At 34.5% G+C, this 15071-nt stretch carries 15 protein-coding genes; 2 read left to right on the top strand and 13 right to left on the bottom strand.

The window, feature by feature from the left end; genetic code table 11:
* Positions 1 to 45: 45 nt before the first annotated feature.
* From AC1RPY_RS01140 to AC1RPY_RS01125, 4 genes are all read right to left on the bottom strand, one after another.
* On the bottom strand, positions 46 to 912 hold the full coding sequence (locus AC1RPY_RS01140) for an NAD(P)-dependent oxidoreductase (protein ID WP_481760959.1): 867 nt from the start codon (positions 910 to 912) through the stop codon (positions 46 to 48).
* A 113-nt stretch (positions 913 to 1025) separates the two neighbouring features.
* Positions 1026 to 1355: a thioredoxin gene (gene trxA, locus AC1RPY_RS01135; RefSeq protein WP_481760960.1), complete on the bottom strand. Its 330-nt coding sequence runs from the start codon at positions 1353 to 1355 to the stop codon at positions 1026 to 1028.
* Between the two features lie 18 nt (positions 1356 to 1373).
* Complete coding sequence (locus AC1RPY_RS01130) at positions 1374 to 2111, bottom strand: TerC family protein (RefSeq protein ID WP_481760961.1); 738 nt, start codon at positions 2109 to 2111, stop codon at positions 1374 to 1376.
* A gap of 139 nt (positions 2112 to 2250) precedes the next feature.
* Positions 2251 to 2616: a winged helix-turn-helix transcriptional regulator gene (locus AC1RPY_RS01125; protein WP_409021715.1), complete on the bottom strand. Its 366-nt coding sequence runs from the start codon at positions 2614 to 2616 to the stop codon at positions 2251 to 2253.
* A 129-nt stretch (positions 2617 to 2745) separates the two neighbouring features.
* Here AC1RPY_RS01125 and AC1RPY_RS01120 point away from each other — a divergent pair, with 129 nt between their 5' ends.
* Positions 2746 to 3927 (top strand): MFS transporter, encoded by a 1182-nt coding sequence (locus tag AC1RPY_RS01120; protein WP_481760962.1) that lies wholly within the window; start codon positions 2746 to 2748, stop codon positions 3925 to 3927.
* 49 nt (positions 3928 to 3976) lie between these two features.
* Here AC1RPY_RS01120 and nhaC read toward each other — a convergent pair whose 3' ends face one another.
* The 8 genes from nhaC to AC1RPY_RS01080 form a co-directional block, all read right to left on the bottom strand.
* On the bottom strand, positions 3977 to 5347 hold the full coding sequence (nhaC, locus tag AC1RPY_RS01115; protein ID WP_481760963.1) for a Na+/H+ antiporter NhaC: 1371 nt from the start codon (positions 5345 to 5347) through the stop codon (positions 3977 to 3979).
* Positions 5348 to 5744: 397 nt separating this feature from the next.
* Positions 5745 to 7361 carry a SulP family inorganic anion transporter gene (locus AC1RPY_RS01110; protein WP_481761141.1) on the bottom strand — a complete coding sequence of 539 codons (1617 nt, stop codon included), beginning with the start codon at positions 7359 to 7361 and terminating at the stop codon, positions 5745 to 5747.
* A gap of 132 nt (positions 7362 to 7493) precedes the next feature.
* Positions 7494 to 7940 (bottom strand): universal stress protein, encoded by a 447-nt coding sequence (locus AC1RPY_RS01105; RefSeq protein ID WP_481760964.1) that lies wholly within the window; start codon positions 7938 to 7940, stop codon positions 7494 to 7496.
* 18 nt (positions 7941 to 7958) lie between these two features.
* Entirely contained in the window at positions 7959 to 9335 is a 1377-nt protein-coding gene (locus AC1RPY_RS01100; protein ID WP_481760965.1) for an Nramp family divalent metal transporter, read from the bottom strand.
* 205 nt (positions 9336 to 9540) lie between these two features.
* The gene (locus AC1RPY_RS01095; RefSeq protein ID WP_481761142.1) at positions 9541 to 10188 is read right to left on the bottom strand and encodes a metal-dependent transcriptional regulator; all 648 of its coding nucleotides are present in this window, start codon (positions 10186 to 10188) and stop codon (positions 9541 to 9543) included.
* Between the two features lie 985 nt (positions 10189 to 11173).
* Entirely contained in the window at positions 11174 to 11602 is a 429-nt protein-coding gene (locus AC1RPY_RS01090; RefSeq protein WP_409021721.1) for a MerR family transcriptional regulator, read from the bottom strand.
* Between the two features lie 18 nt (positions 11603 to 11620).
* Positions 11621 to 11830, bottom strand: a complete 210-nt coding sequence (locus tag AC1RPY_RS01085; protein WP_481760966.1) for a hypothetical protein — start codon at positions 11828 to 11830, stop codon at positions 11621 to 11623.
* Positions 11831 to 12271: a GNAT family N-acetyltransferase gene (locus AC1RPY_RS01080; RefSeq protein WP_481760967.1), complete on the bottom strand. Its 441-nt coding sequence runs from the start codon at positions 12269 to 12271 to the stop codon at positions 11831 to 11833.
* 126 nt (positions 12272 to 12397) lie between these two features.
* On the opposite strand from AC1RPY_RS01080, the gene AC1RPY_RS01075 reads away from it, so the two are divergent.
* Positions 12398 to 13240, top strand: a complete 843-nt coding sequence (locus tag AC1RPY_RS01075; protein ID WP_481760968.1) for an alpha/beta hydrolase — start codon at positions 12398 to 12400, stop codon at positions 13238 to 13240.
* Positions 13241 to 13521: 281 nt separating this feature from the next.
* Here the strand turns inward: AC1RPY_RS01075 and AC1RPY_RS01070 are convergent, their stop codons facing one another.
* Positions 13522 to 15066 carry an ABC-F family ATP-binding cassette domain-containing protein gene (locus tag AC1RPY_RS01070; protein ID WP_481760969.1) on the bottom strand — a complete coding sequence of 515 codons (1545 nt, stop codon included), beginning with the start codon at positions 15064 to 15066 and terminating at the stop codon, positions 13522 to 13524.
* Positions 15067 to 15071 lie beyond the last annotated feature (5 nt).

Here is a 15071-nt window from a genome sequence, read left to right as displayed (position 1 = left end):
TATCTCATATTGAAATGGTCTTATTTATTAGTTGTATCGACTTATTTATTTCCACCACAATTTAACTAATGCTTGTGTACCGTCATTACCTAATCCATCTTCATCAACTAATTTTTCATATAGTACTTTAGCTTCTTTTGTTGCGGGTAGATTAATATTCATTTTTTCTGCTTCGTCTAATGCAATACGCAAATCTTTAAGAAAATGTTTTGCAAAGAATCCTGGTGTATAGTCATCACTTAAAACTCGGGGCGCATAATTGTCTAAACTCCAATTTGCTGCACTTCCCCCGCCAACTGTTTTAATGACACTTTCCAAGTCTAAGTTTGCTGCCTTAGCGTAAACTAACAGCTCAGTCATTCCGGTCATTGTTCCAGCAATCATAATTTGATTAGCCATTTTTACATGTTGGCCTGATCCATAACCACCAAACAAGGCAATTGTTGTTCCCATCTTTTCAAAAATAGGTTTCACTTGTTCATATACATCACTGTGTCCACCAACCATAATTGTTAGCTTCGCATTCTTTGCACCAATATCACCACCAGAAACAGGTGCATCTAACGCAAACAACTCATGAGTTTCCGCGTAATCACCAATTTTTTTCGCTAGTGTTGGTGTACTTGTTGTCATATCAACTACAATTGCGCCTTTTTTAGCACCAGCAAAAATACCATTTTCTTCAAAATATATTGCTTCTACATCTGCAGGAAAACCAACCATCGAGAAGATAATATCACTTTTAGCCGCAACCAATTGTGGCGAATCAGCCCATATTGCCCCTTGGCTAACTAAGTCATCTGTCTTTGATTTGGTTCGATTAAACACGGTTACTTCATAGTTCGCTTTCAATAAATAACTAACAATTGCTGAGCCCATAACGCCCGTTCCAATAAACCCAATTTTTTTCATAATAATCTCCTTTTATAATTTTCTTTAGTATGCACCTTTAAGGTTACGACTGCCATTAATAATAGTTAAGCCTAAAATAAAATCCCACTACAAAATTTGTAGTGGGATTTTATTTATACTGCTTTATTTTGAGCAACTTTTTCACTTAAATACTTTGAAAATTTACTCTTATCATGATAACCAACAACTTTTTCAATTGCTTTGCCATCTTTAAATAATAGAAAACTCGGAATACTCATGACATCATATTCCAATGCTGTTTCTTTATTTTCATCAATATTCAACTTTACAAATTGCATATCATCTTTGAATTCTTGTTCTAATTCATCAATAACAGGTTCCATCATACGACATGGACCACACCAAGGAGCCCATAAATCAACAATTGTTAATCCGGAATCTGTATGTTCCGCGAGCGTTTTATCTGTTACTTTTGTGACCATTTTATCGCCTTCGTTTCGTTATTTTTTATTCTGAATATTATACATATGAATTAAAGTCGTTAATATAATAGCCCCAAAAACAATTCCAGCAAAAAGTACTGCTGAAACTTCGATACCAATTTGAGGGATAGAAAGGAATAACTTCACCGCAATTAATGCGATTAGCAAGTAAGCCATTGATTCTAACTCCGGAACAACCTTCATCAACTTCATAATCAATGTCGCAATCCCACGCATGGCTAAAATTCCAAACATCCCACCGATTAAAACAATGACTGGATTTGTCGAAATTGCTAACGATGCTAAGACAGAATCAATTGAAAAAACAATATCCATCATCTCAATTGAAATAACAACTGACCAAAACAATGAGAATGGACCTTTTCGTCCATTACTTTTTTTCTCTGATTTAGGTTTTGGCGTTTTAATTTTTGAAAAGAAATAATGGGCTGATAGGTAAATAAGATACCCAGCGCCAATTACTTTAATTTCCCAGAAATCAATTAAAAATGTTCCAATTCCAATAATGATGAACCGGAAAATATATGCACCCCATAATCCGTAAAATAATGCTTTTTCTTGTTCTTTTTTACTTGGTAATTTTTGTGTTTGTGCAGCTAATACAATTGCGTTATCCACTGATAATAAGCATTCGATTACTGCTAATGATAGGATAATTATCCAATCACTACTTGATTCGACAACTGTTTTCCAATTGTTTAGATCAAAAAATGGTCCATATAAGTTTGCTAACATTTAATTCTCATACTTTCTTTCAATAATTTTTATAAATAACTGTAAATGATTATTATACAGCAATTACCAGATTATGCCATAACATATGAACAACAGTAACTGCCAGCTACATTTCTCGAATAGCAATCAATAATGACAGTTATGACACTTTATCTCGATTCATTAAAACAACATGTTGGTCTTGCTCATTTAACCGATCAACATGTTTTTCGCCCCAAACACACAATTTATTTAATATAGTACTCAAAGACTCACCATATTCAGTCAATTGATAATCTACTTTTGGTGGTACCTGTTCATAGATATGTCTAGAGATAATCCCATCGGCTTCCAATTCACGTAATTGTTGCGTTAACATTTTTTGGGTTATTTTCGGAATTGCACGTTTCAGCTCACTAGTTCTTCTTTTTCCACCACGTAAATGGCATAAAATAATTGTTTTCCATTTTCCGCCAATGACTTCTAAAGTCGCTTCAACACCAATATTATATGTTTTATCTTCCATTCTTCCTCCTATAGGCACTAAAAAGTTCCTATAGCACTTTTTAGTACGTTATTGTCTTATTGTTGCGTACACGTATAATCATAAATTGTAGCATTATTCCAACAAAAATCAAGGAGGCTTTACAAACTTATGGAAAAACCAAAAATATCACCATCCCTAACACTCTTAGCATTGGCTATTAGTGCTTTCGCAATCGGATCAACAGAATTTATTAGCGTTGGGCTCATCCCCTTATTAGTCAAAGATTTTGGTATTTCATTAAGTCAGGCAGGACTTAGCGTTTCATTATATGCATTCGGTGTCACAATAGGTGCACCCGTTCTAACTATTTTAACTGGCCAATTTGATCGAAAAAAATTACTCTTAAGTATCATGGCGTTATTTATCGTTGGTAATTTAGTTGCAGCATTTGCACCAACTTTTTCAATTTTATTAATTGGTCGAATTATTTCTGCATTGTCTCACGGTATATTCATGACAATCGCTTCCGTTATTGCGGCTGATGTTGTTGAACCTTCAAAACGTGCTAGTGCTATTTCAGTCATGTTTACTGGTTTAACCGTTGCAACTGTAACCGGTGTTCCTTTAGGTACATTTATTGGTCAACATACTAGTTGGCATGGATCATTTATTTTTATTAGTATCATTGGACTAATTGGTTTAATCGCCAACTTTTTCCTCGTACCAAATGGTTTACCAATTCCTGGAAAATCTGATGCGCATGGTTTTATCCGTGTCCTTAAGAACAAATATCTATTGATTACGTTATCATTAACCGCCTTAGGTTACGGTGGGACATTCGTTGTTTATACGTATATTACGCCACTCTTAGAAACTTCAATGGGTTACAGTGAAAGTGCTGTTGTTATCATTTTAATCGTCTACGGATTGATGGTTGCCCTTGGAAATACGATTGGCGGCCGTTTAGCAAACCATAATCCGCTCCAAGCATTATTAAAAATGTTTATCGGACTTGCAGTCGTCTTATTTATCCTTTTCTTTACTGCTAAAATGTCAATTCTAGGTTTATTAACCGTTATGGCCTTAGGACTATTCGCCTTTATGAATGTTCCAGGATTACAACTATACGTTGTTCAATTAGCTGAAAAATATACCCCTAAAGATATTACTTTAGCATCGTCGCTAAATATTTCTGCTTTCAATATTGGCATTACGTTAGGCTCTTTAATTGGTGGACAAGTTGTTTCTAATCTCGGATTAGGTATGACGCCACTTTTTGGGACAGTCATGGTTTTAATCGCCATCTTCATGACAATGTACTTAATTACACTCAATAAGAATGAGAAATAACAAAAAAACGGGTCACAACGAATATAAAATTCATTGTGACCCGTTTTTATTAGGCTCTCTTTGCACGTAACCCGATTCCCGTCCAACCACTAATGATTGAAAAGACAGGCGATAGTAAGCTAAAGAACGCAAATGGTAAGTAGTCTAGCGTTGGAACTCCCAACGTGCTTGCTGCAAACGCACCAGCTACACCCCAAGGGATTAAGTAATTAATCACTGTTCCGCCATCTTCAAGTGCACGACTTAAGGCTAAATTATCTAATTTTGATTTATCAAAAGCGGGTTTAAACGCTTTTCCAGGTAAAATAACTGATAAGTATTGTTCTCCAACAAATAAATTAACTCCAATTCCAGCAAAAATAGTTGCCGTAATTAATTTACCAGATGAATTTAAACGTTTAACTAAAGGTTCCATAACGACTTCAATAATATTGAAGTTCATTAGTAAGCCGCCTAACGTTAAAGTTAAAATTATTAATGACACGGTTCCCATCATACTTGAAACGCCACCTCGTGTTAACAGCATATCCACATTTGCATCTCCAGTTTTAGAAACAAATCCTGACTGAATCAACGCCGCAACATCTTGTAAACTCGTAAATGGTTTTTGAATAAATAACATAACTAACGATACACCAATATTGATAAATAACGTTGGAATAGCTGGAATTTTTAACCAGGCACAGACAAACATTAAGATAATTGGTAATGCCGCCCAAGCTGTGATTGAAAAGTGACTAGATAAAATTGAAATCGTATGATTGATTTTATCCATATTTGCTGCCATACTACCACTTCCCAAAATGAAATATAAAATTAAAGATCCTACAAAAGCAGGAATTGTTGTCCACATCATATTTTTAATATGTTTAAATAAATCAGATTCTCCAATGGCAGCTGCTAAGTTCGTTGAATCTGATAAGGGAGACATTTTATCCCCAAAGATAGCACCTGAAATAATTGCTCCTGCCACTAGTGCAGGATTAACCCCCATCGTCATCCCCATACCGAATAGTGCGATACCCACAGTTGAAATTAAAGTGAAGGCACTCCCAATTGATAATCCGATAATAGCACAGACAATAAAAACGGAAGGCACAAAGAATTGAACACTAATCAGATTAAATCCCCAAATCATTAAGGTTGGAATAATTCCTGCCGCAATCCAAGTCGCAATCAATGAGCCAATCAAAATAAAAATAAAGATGGGAATTAACCCTGTACTCATTCCATCCTTGATACCCGCGTGAATCTCATCCCATGAAAAATGACGAATTCTAGCCCATAAAATTAACAACCCAATCACTAACATAACTGGTGTTTGAGGTGATAACCCAAACTTAATTACACCAAATCCCATAATAATCAACATTACTACTAAAACACTTGCTGCTTCTGTAAACGATAATTTATTTTTCATTAGTAAACACTCCTATTTTTTAGTCGATTCTAGTATTTATCATGAAAAGTTTGATATCGAAACTGACCCCAATTTATATTTTTCATTTTTAACACTCCTTTTCTGGACAAAAAAAGTCCCTGATACAATATTAAATATTGTATCAGGGACGACTCTAGCCGTGGTACCACCCAGTTTAATTGAGAACCCAAATTCTCACTCACTAGATGATAACGGTTCTAGATATTTATCCGATGTTTAAAATAACGTTAACGTATTTGGTTAATTTATCCTGATTGGTTCGCATCAACCACCAACTTTCTGACTCCCAGATAAATGACTACTTATGTGTTAACTTTTATTTATTAAGTTGAATGAATCTTAACATGCCTAAATATCCTTGTCAATAATGTACATCTTATAGTATTTCCTTTAGAACACGATCAACTGAGAAATAAAAGGCTTCTTCCCCAGCCACATCTTTAAAGCCAGATCGTTCAAACATTCTCATTACATTTGGTTGAACTGAAGAAAAAATCACTTCATGATTTTTAGTCTGAGCATCACTATAGAAATCCTGAATAACAGCCATTGCTGTATTATCAATTGATGGTACGCCTCGCAATGAAAAGATAACTAAATCTCGTTCATGAAGTGGCTGTAGTGCCTTATCTAATCGATCCGCAGACATGAAAAATAGTGGTCCAGTGATGTAGACAACTGCCCAATCATCTTTTAATCTATCTTGTGTTGTTTCGACTTTGCTTAAATCAACATCTTCAACAACAACATCTAAAATAGAACTCTTAGCCACAAAAATAACGATCCCGACTAAAACACCGGCCATAATCGCCGTACTCAAATCAAAAATAACGGTACTTATTAATGTTAAGAAAAATAGAATTAAAGCACTTTTAAATTTATTTTTAAAGAGATACTTGATAGCTGACCATTCGTTCATCCGCCATGAAGTCACAACTAACACGCCAGCTAATGCCGATAAAGGAATCTGTGACATGATTGGTGCCAATAAAAGCATTGAAACTAATAACGCAAGTGCATGGAAAACGCCTGTCAATCGCGTCTGTGCACCTGATTTAATTGCTACACTCGTTCTAGCAATCGCAGCCGTTGCTGGAATACCACCAAAAAATGGTAAAATCATATTTCCAATACCTTGAGCGATTAATTCTTGATTACTATCTAAGGTTTTACCTGTCATGCGACCAGCAGATGCCCCGCATAATAAACTTTCAATCATTCCCAGTAAAGCAATACTTGCGCCAGGAATAATTAGATTTTTAACTGTTTGAAGATTTAATGCACCTAAATGTAATCTATCATCACTGATAACACTTGTTGGAATCTCGCCAACTGTTGCGACATCTAATTTAAATATCATTGTAATTGCCGTAGTAACAATAATTGCAATCAACGATGCAGGAATAACTTTATTCCATTTTTTTGGAAAAATAAAAAGTGCAATAACAACTAAAATTGCCATCAAAGTCGTTGCCAACTTAGGTTGAAAACCTAAGCTAGGATAACTACCAATTTTTTCAATTAAACTACTTCCGTTTGAATGCGTACCAAAAAAATTATCTAATTGCCCGAAAGCAATAATAATTGAAATTCCTGATGTAAATCCTGTAATAACAGGGGCAGGAATAAAAGTCGTTAAAACGCCTAATTTAAATATACCGGCTAACAATAAAATCACTCCGGCAATCAATGTAGCAATAAAAACCCCTTTTAATCCATATTGTGCAATAACACCCATTAATACTGCGGCCATCGCTCCAGTTGGTCCTGATATTTGATAATATGCCCCAGATAAGGTACTTATCAAAATCCCAGCAACAATGGCTGTGATTAACCCAGCAGCAGCTGTTGCCCCACTTGAGACACCAAATGCCAAGGCTAACGGAATAGCAACTGCAGCTACCGTTAAACCTGCCATAAAATCTTTAGCTAATTTTGTTGCATTATAACCTTTAAACTCGTTTTTTAATATTGAAATATAATTTGATATCATCATCATGCTCCTATTTATGTTATACATAAAAGCATAACATAAACCTTATATATAAATAAACAAGTAAACGTTTTCCAAATAAAAATGGTTAAATCTTTATAAGATTCAACCATTTTGTATAACTTTTTTCTATTAACGAACAACCATAACTGAAACGGGAGAATACTTAGCCACGTATGATGCTTGGCTACCTAAGTACTTACCAATCCCTTTAGTTATAGCTGATCCAACAACGACTAAATCAGGTTTAACGTCAGGAATAACATCTTTGACAATCGTTTCACCAGGTTCACCCTCAGCAAGAACAATGTGTACTTCCTTAACACCAGCATCTAATGCGCTTTGTTTATACTCTTGAAGTTGTTTTTCAACCTTCAAACGTTTTTCAGCTAATGTATCTTTTGTTAATACCTGAAAAACATTCAAATCATCCGACTCCAGAACAGTTACAATATGCAGCAGAGAATCATCATCTAAAGCATGACTAACCGCTTCTAAGAATGCTAATTGGGCATCTGCCGAATTATCGACGCCGACAAGAATGTTCTTATGCTTTGGTAACTCAAAACTTTTTTTCATATGAATTTCCTCCTTATTTTATAAAACTTCTTGGAAAAATTGAATGACTAAATTGAAGACTAATTGAACATTTAAAATAGTTAACCCGATTGCGGCTGCCCAACCAATAATTGATACCCAAAGTGGATTAACGAATCGTTCACCCATATATTTTTTAGAAGATGTAAACCAGATTAATGGAATCATCGTAAATGGTAAGGCTACTGATAAGAACACTTGTGAATAAACAAGTAAATTATCTAATACGCCTTCTGTCCCACCCCAAATGATTGCGGCAATCATAACGGGGATAACTGCTATGATACGTGTAACCAATCGACGGGCCCATAATGGCATTTTTAAATGTATGAAACCTTCCATTATAATTTGACCAGTCAAGGTTCCGGTAATCGTTGCATTTTGCCCAGAAGCCAGTAAAGCTACGGCAAATAAAGTTGAAAGTACAGGTGATGCAATCCCTTTGGCAATTGTATTATCACTTAATGCACGGTATAAATCACCGAATGCTTGTAATTGATCTGCATGTCCAAAGAATAAAGCAGCCCCCAAAAGTAAAAGTAAACTGTTAACAATTGTTGCGCCAAATAATTGGATATTTGAATCCCAAGTTGTAAAGCGCACAACTTTTGCAACTTCTTCTTCATCAGTTGAATCGTACTGACGTGTTTGTGCAATTGAAGAGTGAAGGTACAAGTTATGAGGCATTACTGTTGCACCAATAATACCTAAAGCTAATGTTAATTGATCATGGTTCATAACGATTGATGCTCTTGGTAAAATACCACCCATGATACCTGCTAAACTTGGTTTTGATAAGGCAACTAAGTAAAGGAAAATAATTAAAATTGATGCAATCAATGTTGCAACAATCGCTTCAATTGTTCTAAATCCTAATTTTGTTAATAATAATAGTAAGAAAACATCTAATATAGTTATCATAACGCCGACTGTTAATGGAATTCCAAAAAGTAATTGTAAAGCAATCGCTCCACCAATTACTTCGGCTATATCTGTTGCCATAATTGCTAATTCTGTCATGATCCATAATAAAAATCCAACCGGTTTATTAGTATGATCACGAATTGCTTGTGCTAAATCCATTCTTGTTACGACACCTAACTTAGCAGCCATATATTGCATTAACATAGCGATAAGTCCGGAGAAAATAACGACTGATAATAGTAAGTAACGGTATTGTGCACCACCGACAATTGATGTAATCCAGTTACCTGGATCCATGTAACCAACAGCGACTAATGCACCTGGTCCACTAAAAGCCCATAAAGTTCGTAAAAATCCGGCACTTTTTGGAACTTCTACTGATCCATTTACTTCTTCCAAACTAGCACTATTTGTTGTGGTAGTCATTTTTGGTTCTTGTACTTCTTTCGACATTTTTTACCACTCCTTTAAATTCTTTTCTTCTCAATTCCTTATTATACTCAAACTTTATACATTGTAAACAAAAAGTTTAGGCTAACCTTAAATCATTTTACCAGTTATTAAATATTGCTATATTTCCAAAAAAAGACTGCTGATATCTATTTGATATCAACAGTCTTTAGCTATTTAATAAAAATTTCTTTTGTTATCATAATACCTACTTCACAAAAATATAATGAGCGGCTTTATAACTAATATTTCTAACCTCACCAGTATTTTCTAATTTGATTTCAACTGGACCTTCAAAAGGCGCATGAGAAACAACTGTTAATTTATCACCAATGTGTAATTCTAAATCATCTAAATAAGTTAACAAATCATGATTATCAATGAATCGTTCAATCACAACTTTAGTGTTATCTTCTACTGCTTCTAAAACGAGATGGCTATCTTCCTCATAGTTACCTTCTTTGTCAGGTATCACACCGCCATGAGGACAGTGTGTTGGATGACCCAAGAATTCACTCAAATGATCAAGCAAGTACTCACTTGTCACATGTTCAAGTAACTCTGATTCACCGTCAACATCTTGTAGTTTATAATTTAATTTATAAACTAAGAAGCATTCCCATAAACGATGCTTACGAACTAAATCTTCTGCCAATAATATCCCAGGTTTCGTTAACGAAATCCCTGCGTATGGCGTATGTTCTACTAACTCTTCTTTAACTAGTTTATTGACCATTTCTGTAACTGATCCGGCCGCAATGTTCAGACTAAGCGCAATCTGTTTATTCGATATTTTCTTTTGCGTACCGCCTAATTCAAAAATAATTTTTAAATAATCTTCCTTCATAGGTGTCATATTCGATCTTTCATTTTTTGTCATTAGTTAATCAATTCACTTCCATTTTCTTAATAATAGATTTATTATATCAGAATAACGATTGAATTGTAACTTATTTTTTAGGAATACCTAACCTTTCATTTTAAAATACCTAAATGTAAGCTAAAAATCATAATTCACTGCATTAAAATAGGATTCAAGCATTTGTTTTAAGAAATGTCTTGAATCCTATCTTTTTGTAGAAGGAAAGCCGAAACCCGTGTTACCGAGAGTCGATTTTACTTGATTATTAATATATTTCGCCTCTATATCTTTATACTTATTTAGTTCTGTGAAGTCGCTTTTATATGTTTTGAATCATATATTATCGAACGACGCCCTTTGAGCGATTTGTTATCCATTCGATTTCAAACGTTTCTCCAAGACCAAATACCTCTAAATCCAATTATTCGTTCTACTACAACTTAAATCATCAAAATTCGATATCTTGATTTGCTTTTTAATGCTCAAGACCGGCACCGTTTTAATACGCCTTACTTGACATCTCTCAACGTCATTAACTTGCCGTACATTGGAAACTTAAACCATCATCTTAATTGATGTGTCCTGATTTGCTTTTAAGCGCTCAAGACTAGCACCGTTTTAAAACCTTGTTCGACGTCTCACGACGTTCACACTACCAAAATTCTAAATTCATCGGAGTAAACATCATCTAACTTGATGTGTCTTGATTTGCTTTTTAATGCTCAAGACCGGCACCGTTTTAATACGCCTTGCTTGACATCTCTCAACGTCATTAACTTGTGTTACATTTTTCAACTATCTTCAGTACTAAACATTGTCCAACTAACTTCGTTTTTAAAAACCATTAAGTGAGTTTAAAAAAGTGACTTCAGTTTTATTTTGTTCAGGGATTTCGATAGCCTTCCTTGCTACAAATTAAGTATAACACAAATGTAAACGGTTGCAACCTTTTTATGATTTTATTTTATAATTCTTTTTATTAAACATCTCTGAGTTCAAAACGTGTCCCTTTTTCATCTATTACCGCAAATAAACGCTGCTTTTTGGAGTCATCAAAATAGCCCATATCAAAAACTGTTTTATTTCCTTGTTTACCAACATCTGAAACACGATCAATCAAAAAGTGTTTAAATTGTCTAAAAATATCCATTTTTCCGTTAACGTGTTCAATCGCCGCAACCAATGTGTATCCTTCATCTAACTCTTCTTTTATAAGACTGACTTTTATGACCATATCTAAACGATATTCTCGCGACTTTGCCTTCTCATCTGAAATACTTTCAATATAGCCTTTTTGTTCCCAATATCTTAACTGTCGTGTTGAAACACCTGTCATTTTACTGATTTCACTAATACCGACAATTAACTTATCTTGCTTCATAAGATTGGCTAATGGATTATTATTCACTGTAAGTACCTTCTATCTCTAGTTTTCTAAATACTTTTGAAATTTTTTATCGATTTCTGGCAGACTTTTCTGTAATGATTTTGACTGGTTTTGTGTCCCCTCAGCCATTAACTTCAAGTAAGTAAATAAAATTTGACTAGCGTCTTTATGATATTTACTACCAAGTTCACTCGCAAATGTATATCGTTCATCCGTTAGTAATTTTGAAAATAAAGTTTCTTTTGCCATCTAGGCTCCTTCGATTGTTTTTATCATTGTGTGATGTGGAATTCCTGCGTCCATAAAGCCTTCACCTTCAACCTCATATCCTAGTTTCAAATAAAAATTTTGGGCTTGATCTTGTGCACCTAAGGTTAAGTATTTAATTCCGTAGACTGTTGAAAATCCTTCAATAAACGTTAGGATATCTGTTGCTAAATGTTGTCCACGAGCCGCTTTCAATGTTGCAACTCGCTGGACATGCCACGTTTCAGAGTCTTCGCTAAGTACACGTGCTGTCACAACAGGTTCTTCATCTTTATAACCCACAAAATGAATAGCTTCTGATTCGTTTTCAATTTCCAATTCCATTGGCACATTCTGTTCTCCAACAAAAACCGTTTTTCTAATTGATAATGCATCCTTATATATTTGACTACTTATATCTCTAGTTGATTTCACTATGAACATTTGCTCATCCTCAGCTTTCTTAGTTATCTTCGCATATAGCTTACCATAACTTGCTTTAAATTTGAACGTCAAGACCCGGTAGCTTATAATGAAAGCAAATAACTTACTATGCAAAGGAAACCACTAATGAAAAAATACGGTATATTAATAACCATCTTATTGATTTTAGGATTAGGTATTGGCTTTTTACTATTGCATAACAGTATACCTAAATCGGTAGAAACAGAGAAAAGTATTTCACAAACACCAACCTTATACATTCATGGATACGGCGGTACAGCTAACTCAACTAACGACATGATTGCCTCAGCAGAAAAATCTGGTAAGGCAAAAAAAGTTCTAACAGCAACCGTCTCTTCAACTGGTGATGTCACTTATACGGGTAGATGGAAATATACTGAAAAAAATCCAATTGTTCAAGTTATATTTGCGCGTAGTGATGCTCAAATTCCTGAAGAGGGCAGATGGATTGGTAAGATAACTGATTATTTAAAAGCATCATACGATATTAAAAAAATCAATCTTGTTACACATTCAATGGGTGGCTCATCTGCAATGTACTGGGCTGAATCTGTCAGAAAAAAATCTTCTCCTATCCTAAATAAATTTGTTCCAATTGCTGGTCCAATTAATGGGGTCCTCGGAATGGACGAAAAAGCCAATAAAAATTACTTCTTGAAAAATGACGAACCTGCTATTAAAACAGCAAACTACCAAAGTTACTATAGCAAACGAAAAAATTTCCCATCAACCGCAAAAGTCTTTGTTATTTATGGCGATGTGAATGATGGCTCAAATTCTGATACATCTGTCAGCATTGCTTCTGCCCGTTCAATGAACTATCTATTAAAAGGCCAAGTAAAATCGTATGACGAGCTTAAAATTACTGGTGAAGATGCACAACATAGTAAACTTCATAGAAATTTACAGGTTGATAAAGCTGTTATCCAATTCCTTTGGGGTAAATAGAACTATACGAAATATTAATTTTGTGCTATGATTAAGTTATGCGATGAGTCGAGTAAAATCAGACAACTTCGGTTGTTCCGCTGCGGCGGCTAGTGATTAGTTCGAAAATGGGGCATTTTTTACCTACCGCATTGTAGGTATGTCTGATTGTCACTGTTTTGTGGAATTCATACAATCTATTTACTTCGGTAAGTACCATAACAGGAAAGCATCAACTTCGGTTGGTGCTTTTTTTGTGCAGATAAATAGCCTTAGAAAATTACTTTCCAAGGCTATTATCACTATTTTTGAATTCTTATTGCTTCAACATCAAACACTTTATCAATCCAAGATTCATAAAATGGTGCTTCATGACTGACCAATAAAACATTTCCAGGAAAACGTCGGACTGCCTTTTGTAGCGCGTCTTTTGTATCATCATCCAAGTGATTAGTTGGTTCATCCAAAATTAAAAAGTTACTTGGTTTCAATTCAACTAAACTCAACTTAACTTTCATTTGTTCCCCACCACTCAAAATATTAATAGGTTTCATTGTATTCGCAGCATTAATCCCTGATTTAGCCAATCGGCGACGAATCGTTTTAGGTTCCAATTCAGGGTATTCATCTTGAATAATTTGAAGAGGTGTCATTTCTTTATTATCCCAAATTAAATCTTGATCAAAATAATTAACAACAACAGAATCAGAAAATTCAGCAGTTCCACCAAACGTTGGAATTAACTTCAAAATTGACTTAATCATTGTTGATTTACCAATTCCGTTAAATCCCTTTAAGACAACTTTTTCTTGATGTGATAATGAAAAAGTTACTGGTGATAGTAATGGCGTTTTATAACCAACTGATAAATTTTTAACGGCAAGCGTTGATGCGGATCCAGTATCTAGATAAGGAAAATCAAATTTACCTTTTACAGTATCACTTGGCGGTGTCACACGCTCAATTTTATCTAATCTTTTTTGTCTAGACTTAGCCATTGTGGCACGCGTTCCAGCTTTATTCTTTCGAATATAAGCCTCATCTTTTTCAATTTGAAGGCGTTGTTTCTGGAAAGCTTTTAGTTGCGCTTCTTTTTTAGCTTCTTTTTGCTTAATAGCTGATTTAAAATTCCCACGATATTTTGTGATTTTACCGAATGCAACATCAATAATTGTATTCGTGACATTTTGTAAAAATTCAAAATCATGAGAAATAACCATGAAACAGCCTTCAAATTGATTTAAATACTCAGTTAACCAATCAATATGTTCCGTATCTAAATAATTAGTTGGTTCATCTAATAAAATAACTTCAGGATTTTCCAATAATAATTTAGCTAAGATAATCTTAGATCTCTGACCACCACTTAATTCACTAACTTGATGGTCTTTTTCAATTGCATCTAATCCTAAACCAGTTCGAACACGGTCAATTTCTGTATCGATATCATAAAAATTTTTTGCCTCAAGTTCTTCTTGATATCTACCCGCTTTTTCCAACAACTTCTCGTCCATATTTTCAGCATAATCCGTATAGGCCTGCGTTTGTTTTTCACTAATATCATATAAACGTTGAAATGCTGTCTTCAAAAACTCAATAACCGTAATGCCTTCCGCAACTTCAGCATATTGATCTAAATAGCCAATTGTCGCACTTTTTTTCCATTTGATTTCGCCTTCATCAGGTAATTCTTGTCCAGTAATAATTTTGATTAATGTACTTTTACCAGCACCATTTTGACCAATGATACCCATATGATCCTCAGTGTTTAATTCAAAATGAGCATCCTCATATAATTGCTTATCCGCAAATTGATGGGAAAGTTGGCGAACTTCTAAAACTCCCATTGTAA

The sequence above is a fragment of the Dellaglioa sp. CoH-56-MRSF-12 genome (assembly GCF_056782075.1).
This window is presented reverse-complemented; position numbering and strand designations above follow the sequence as displayed.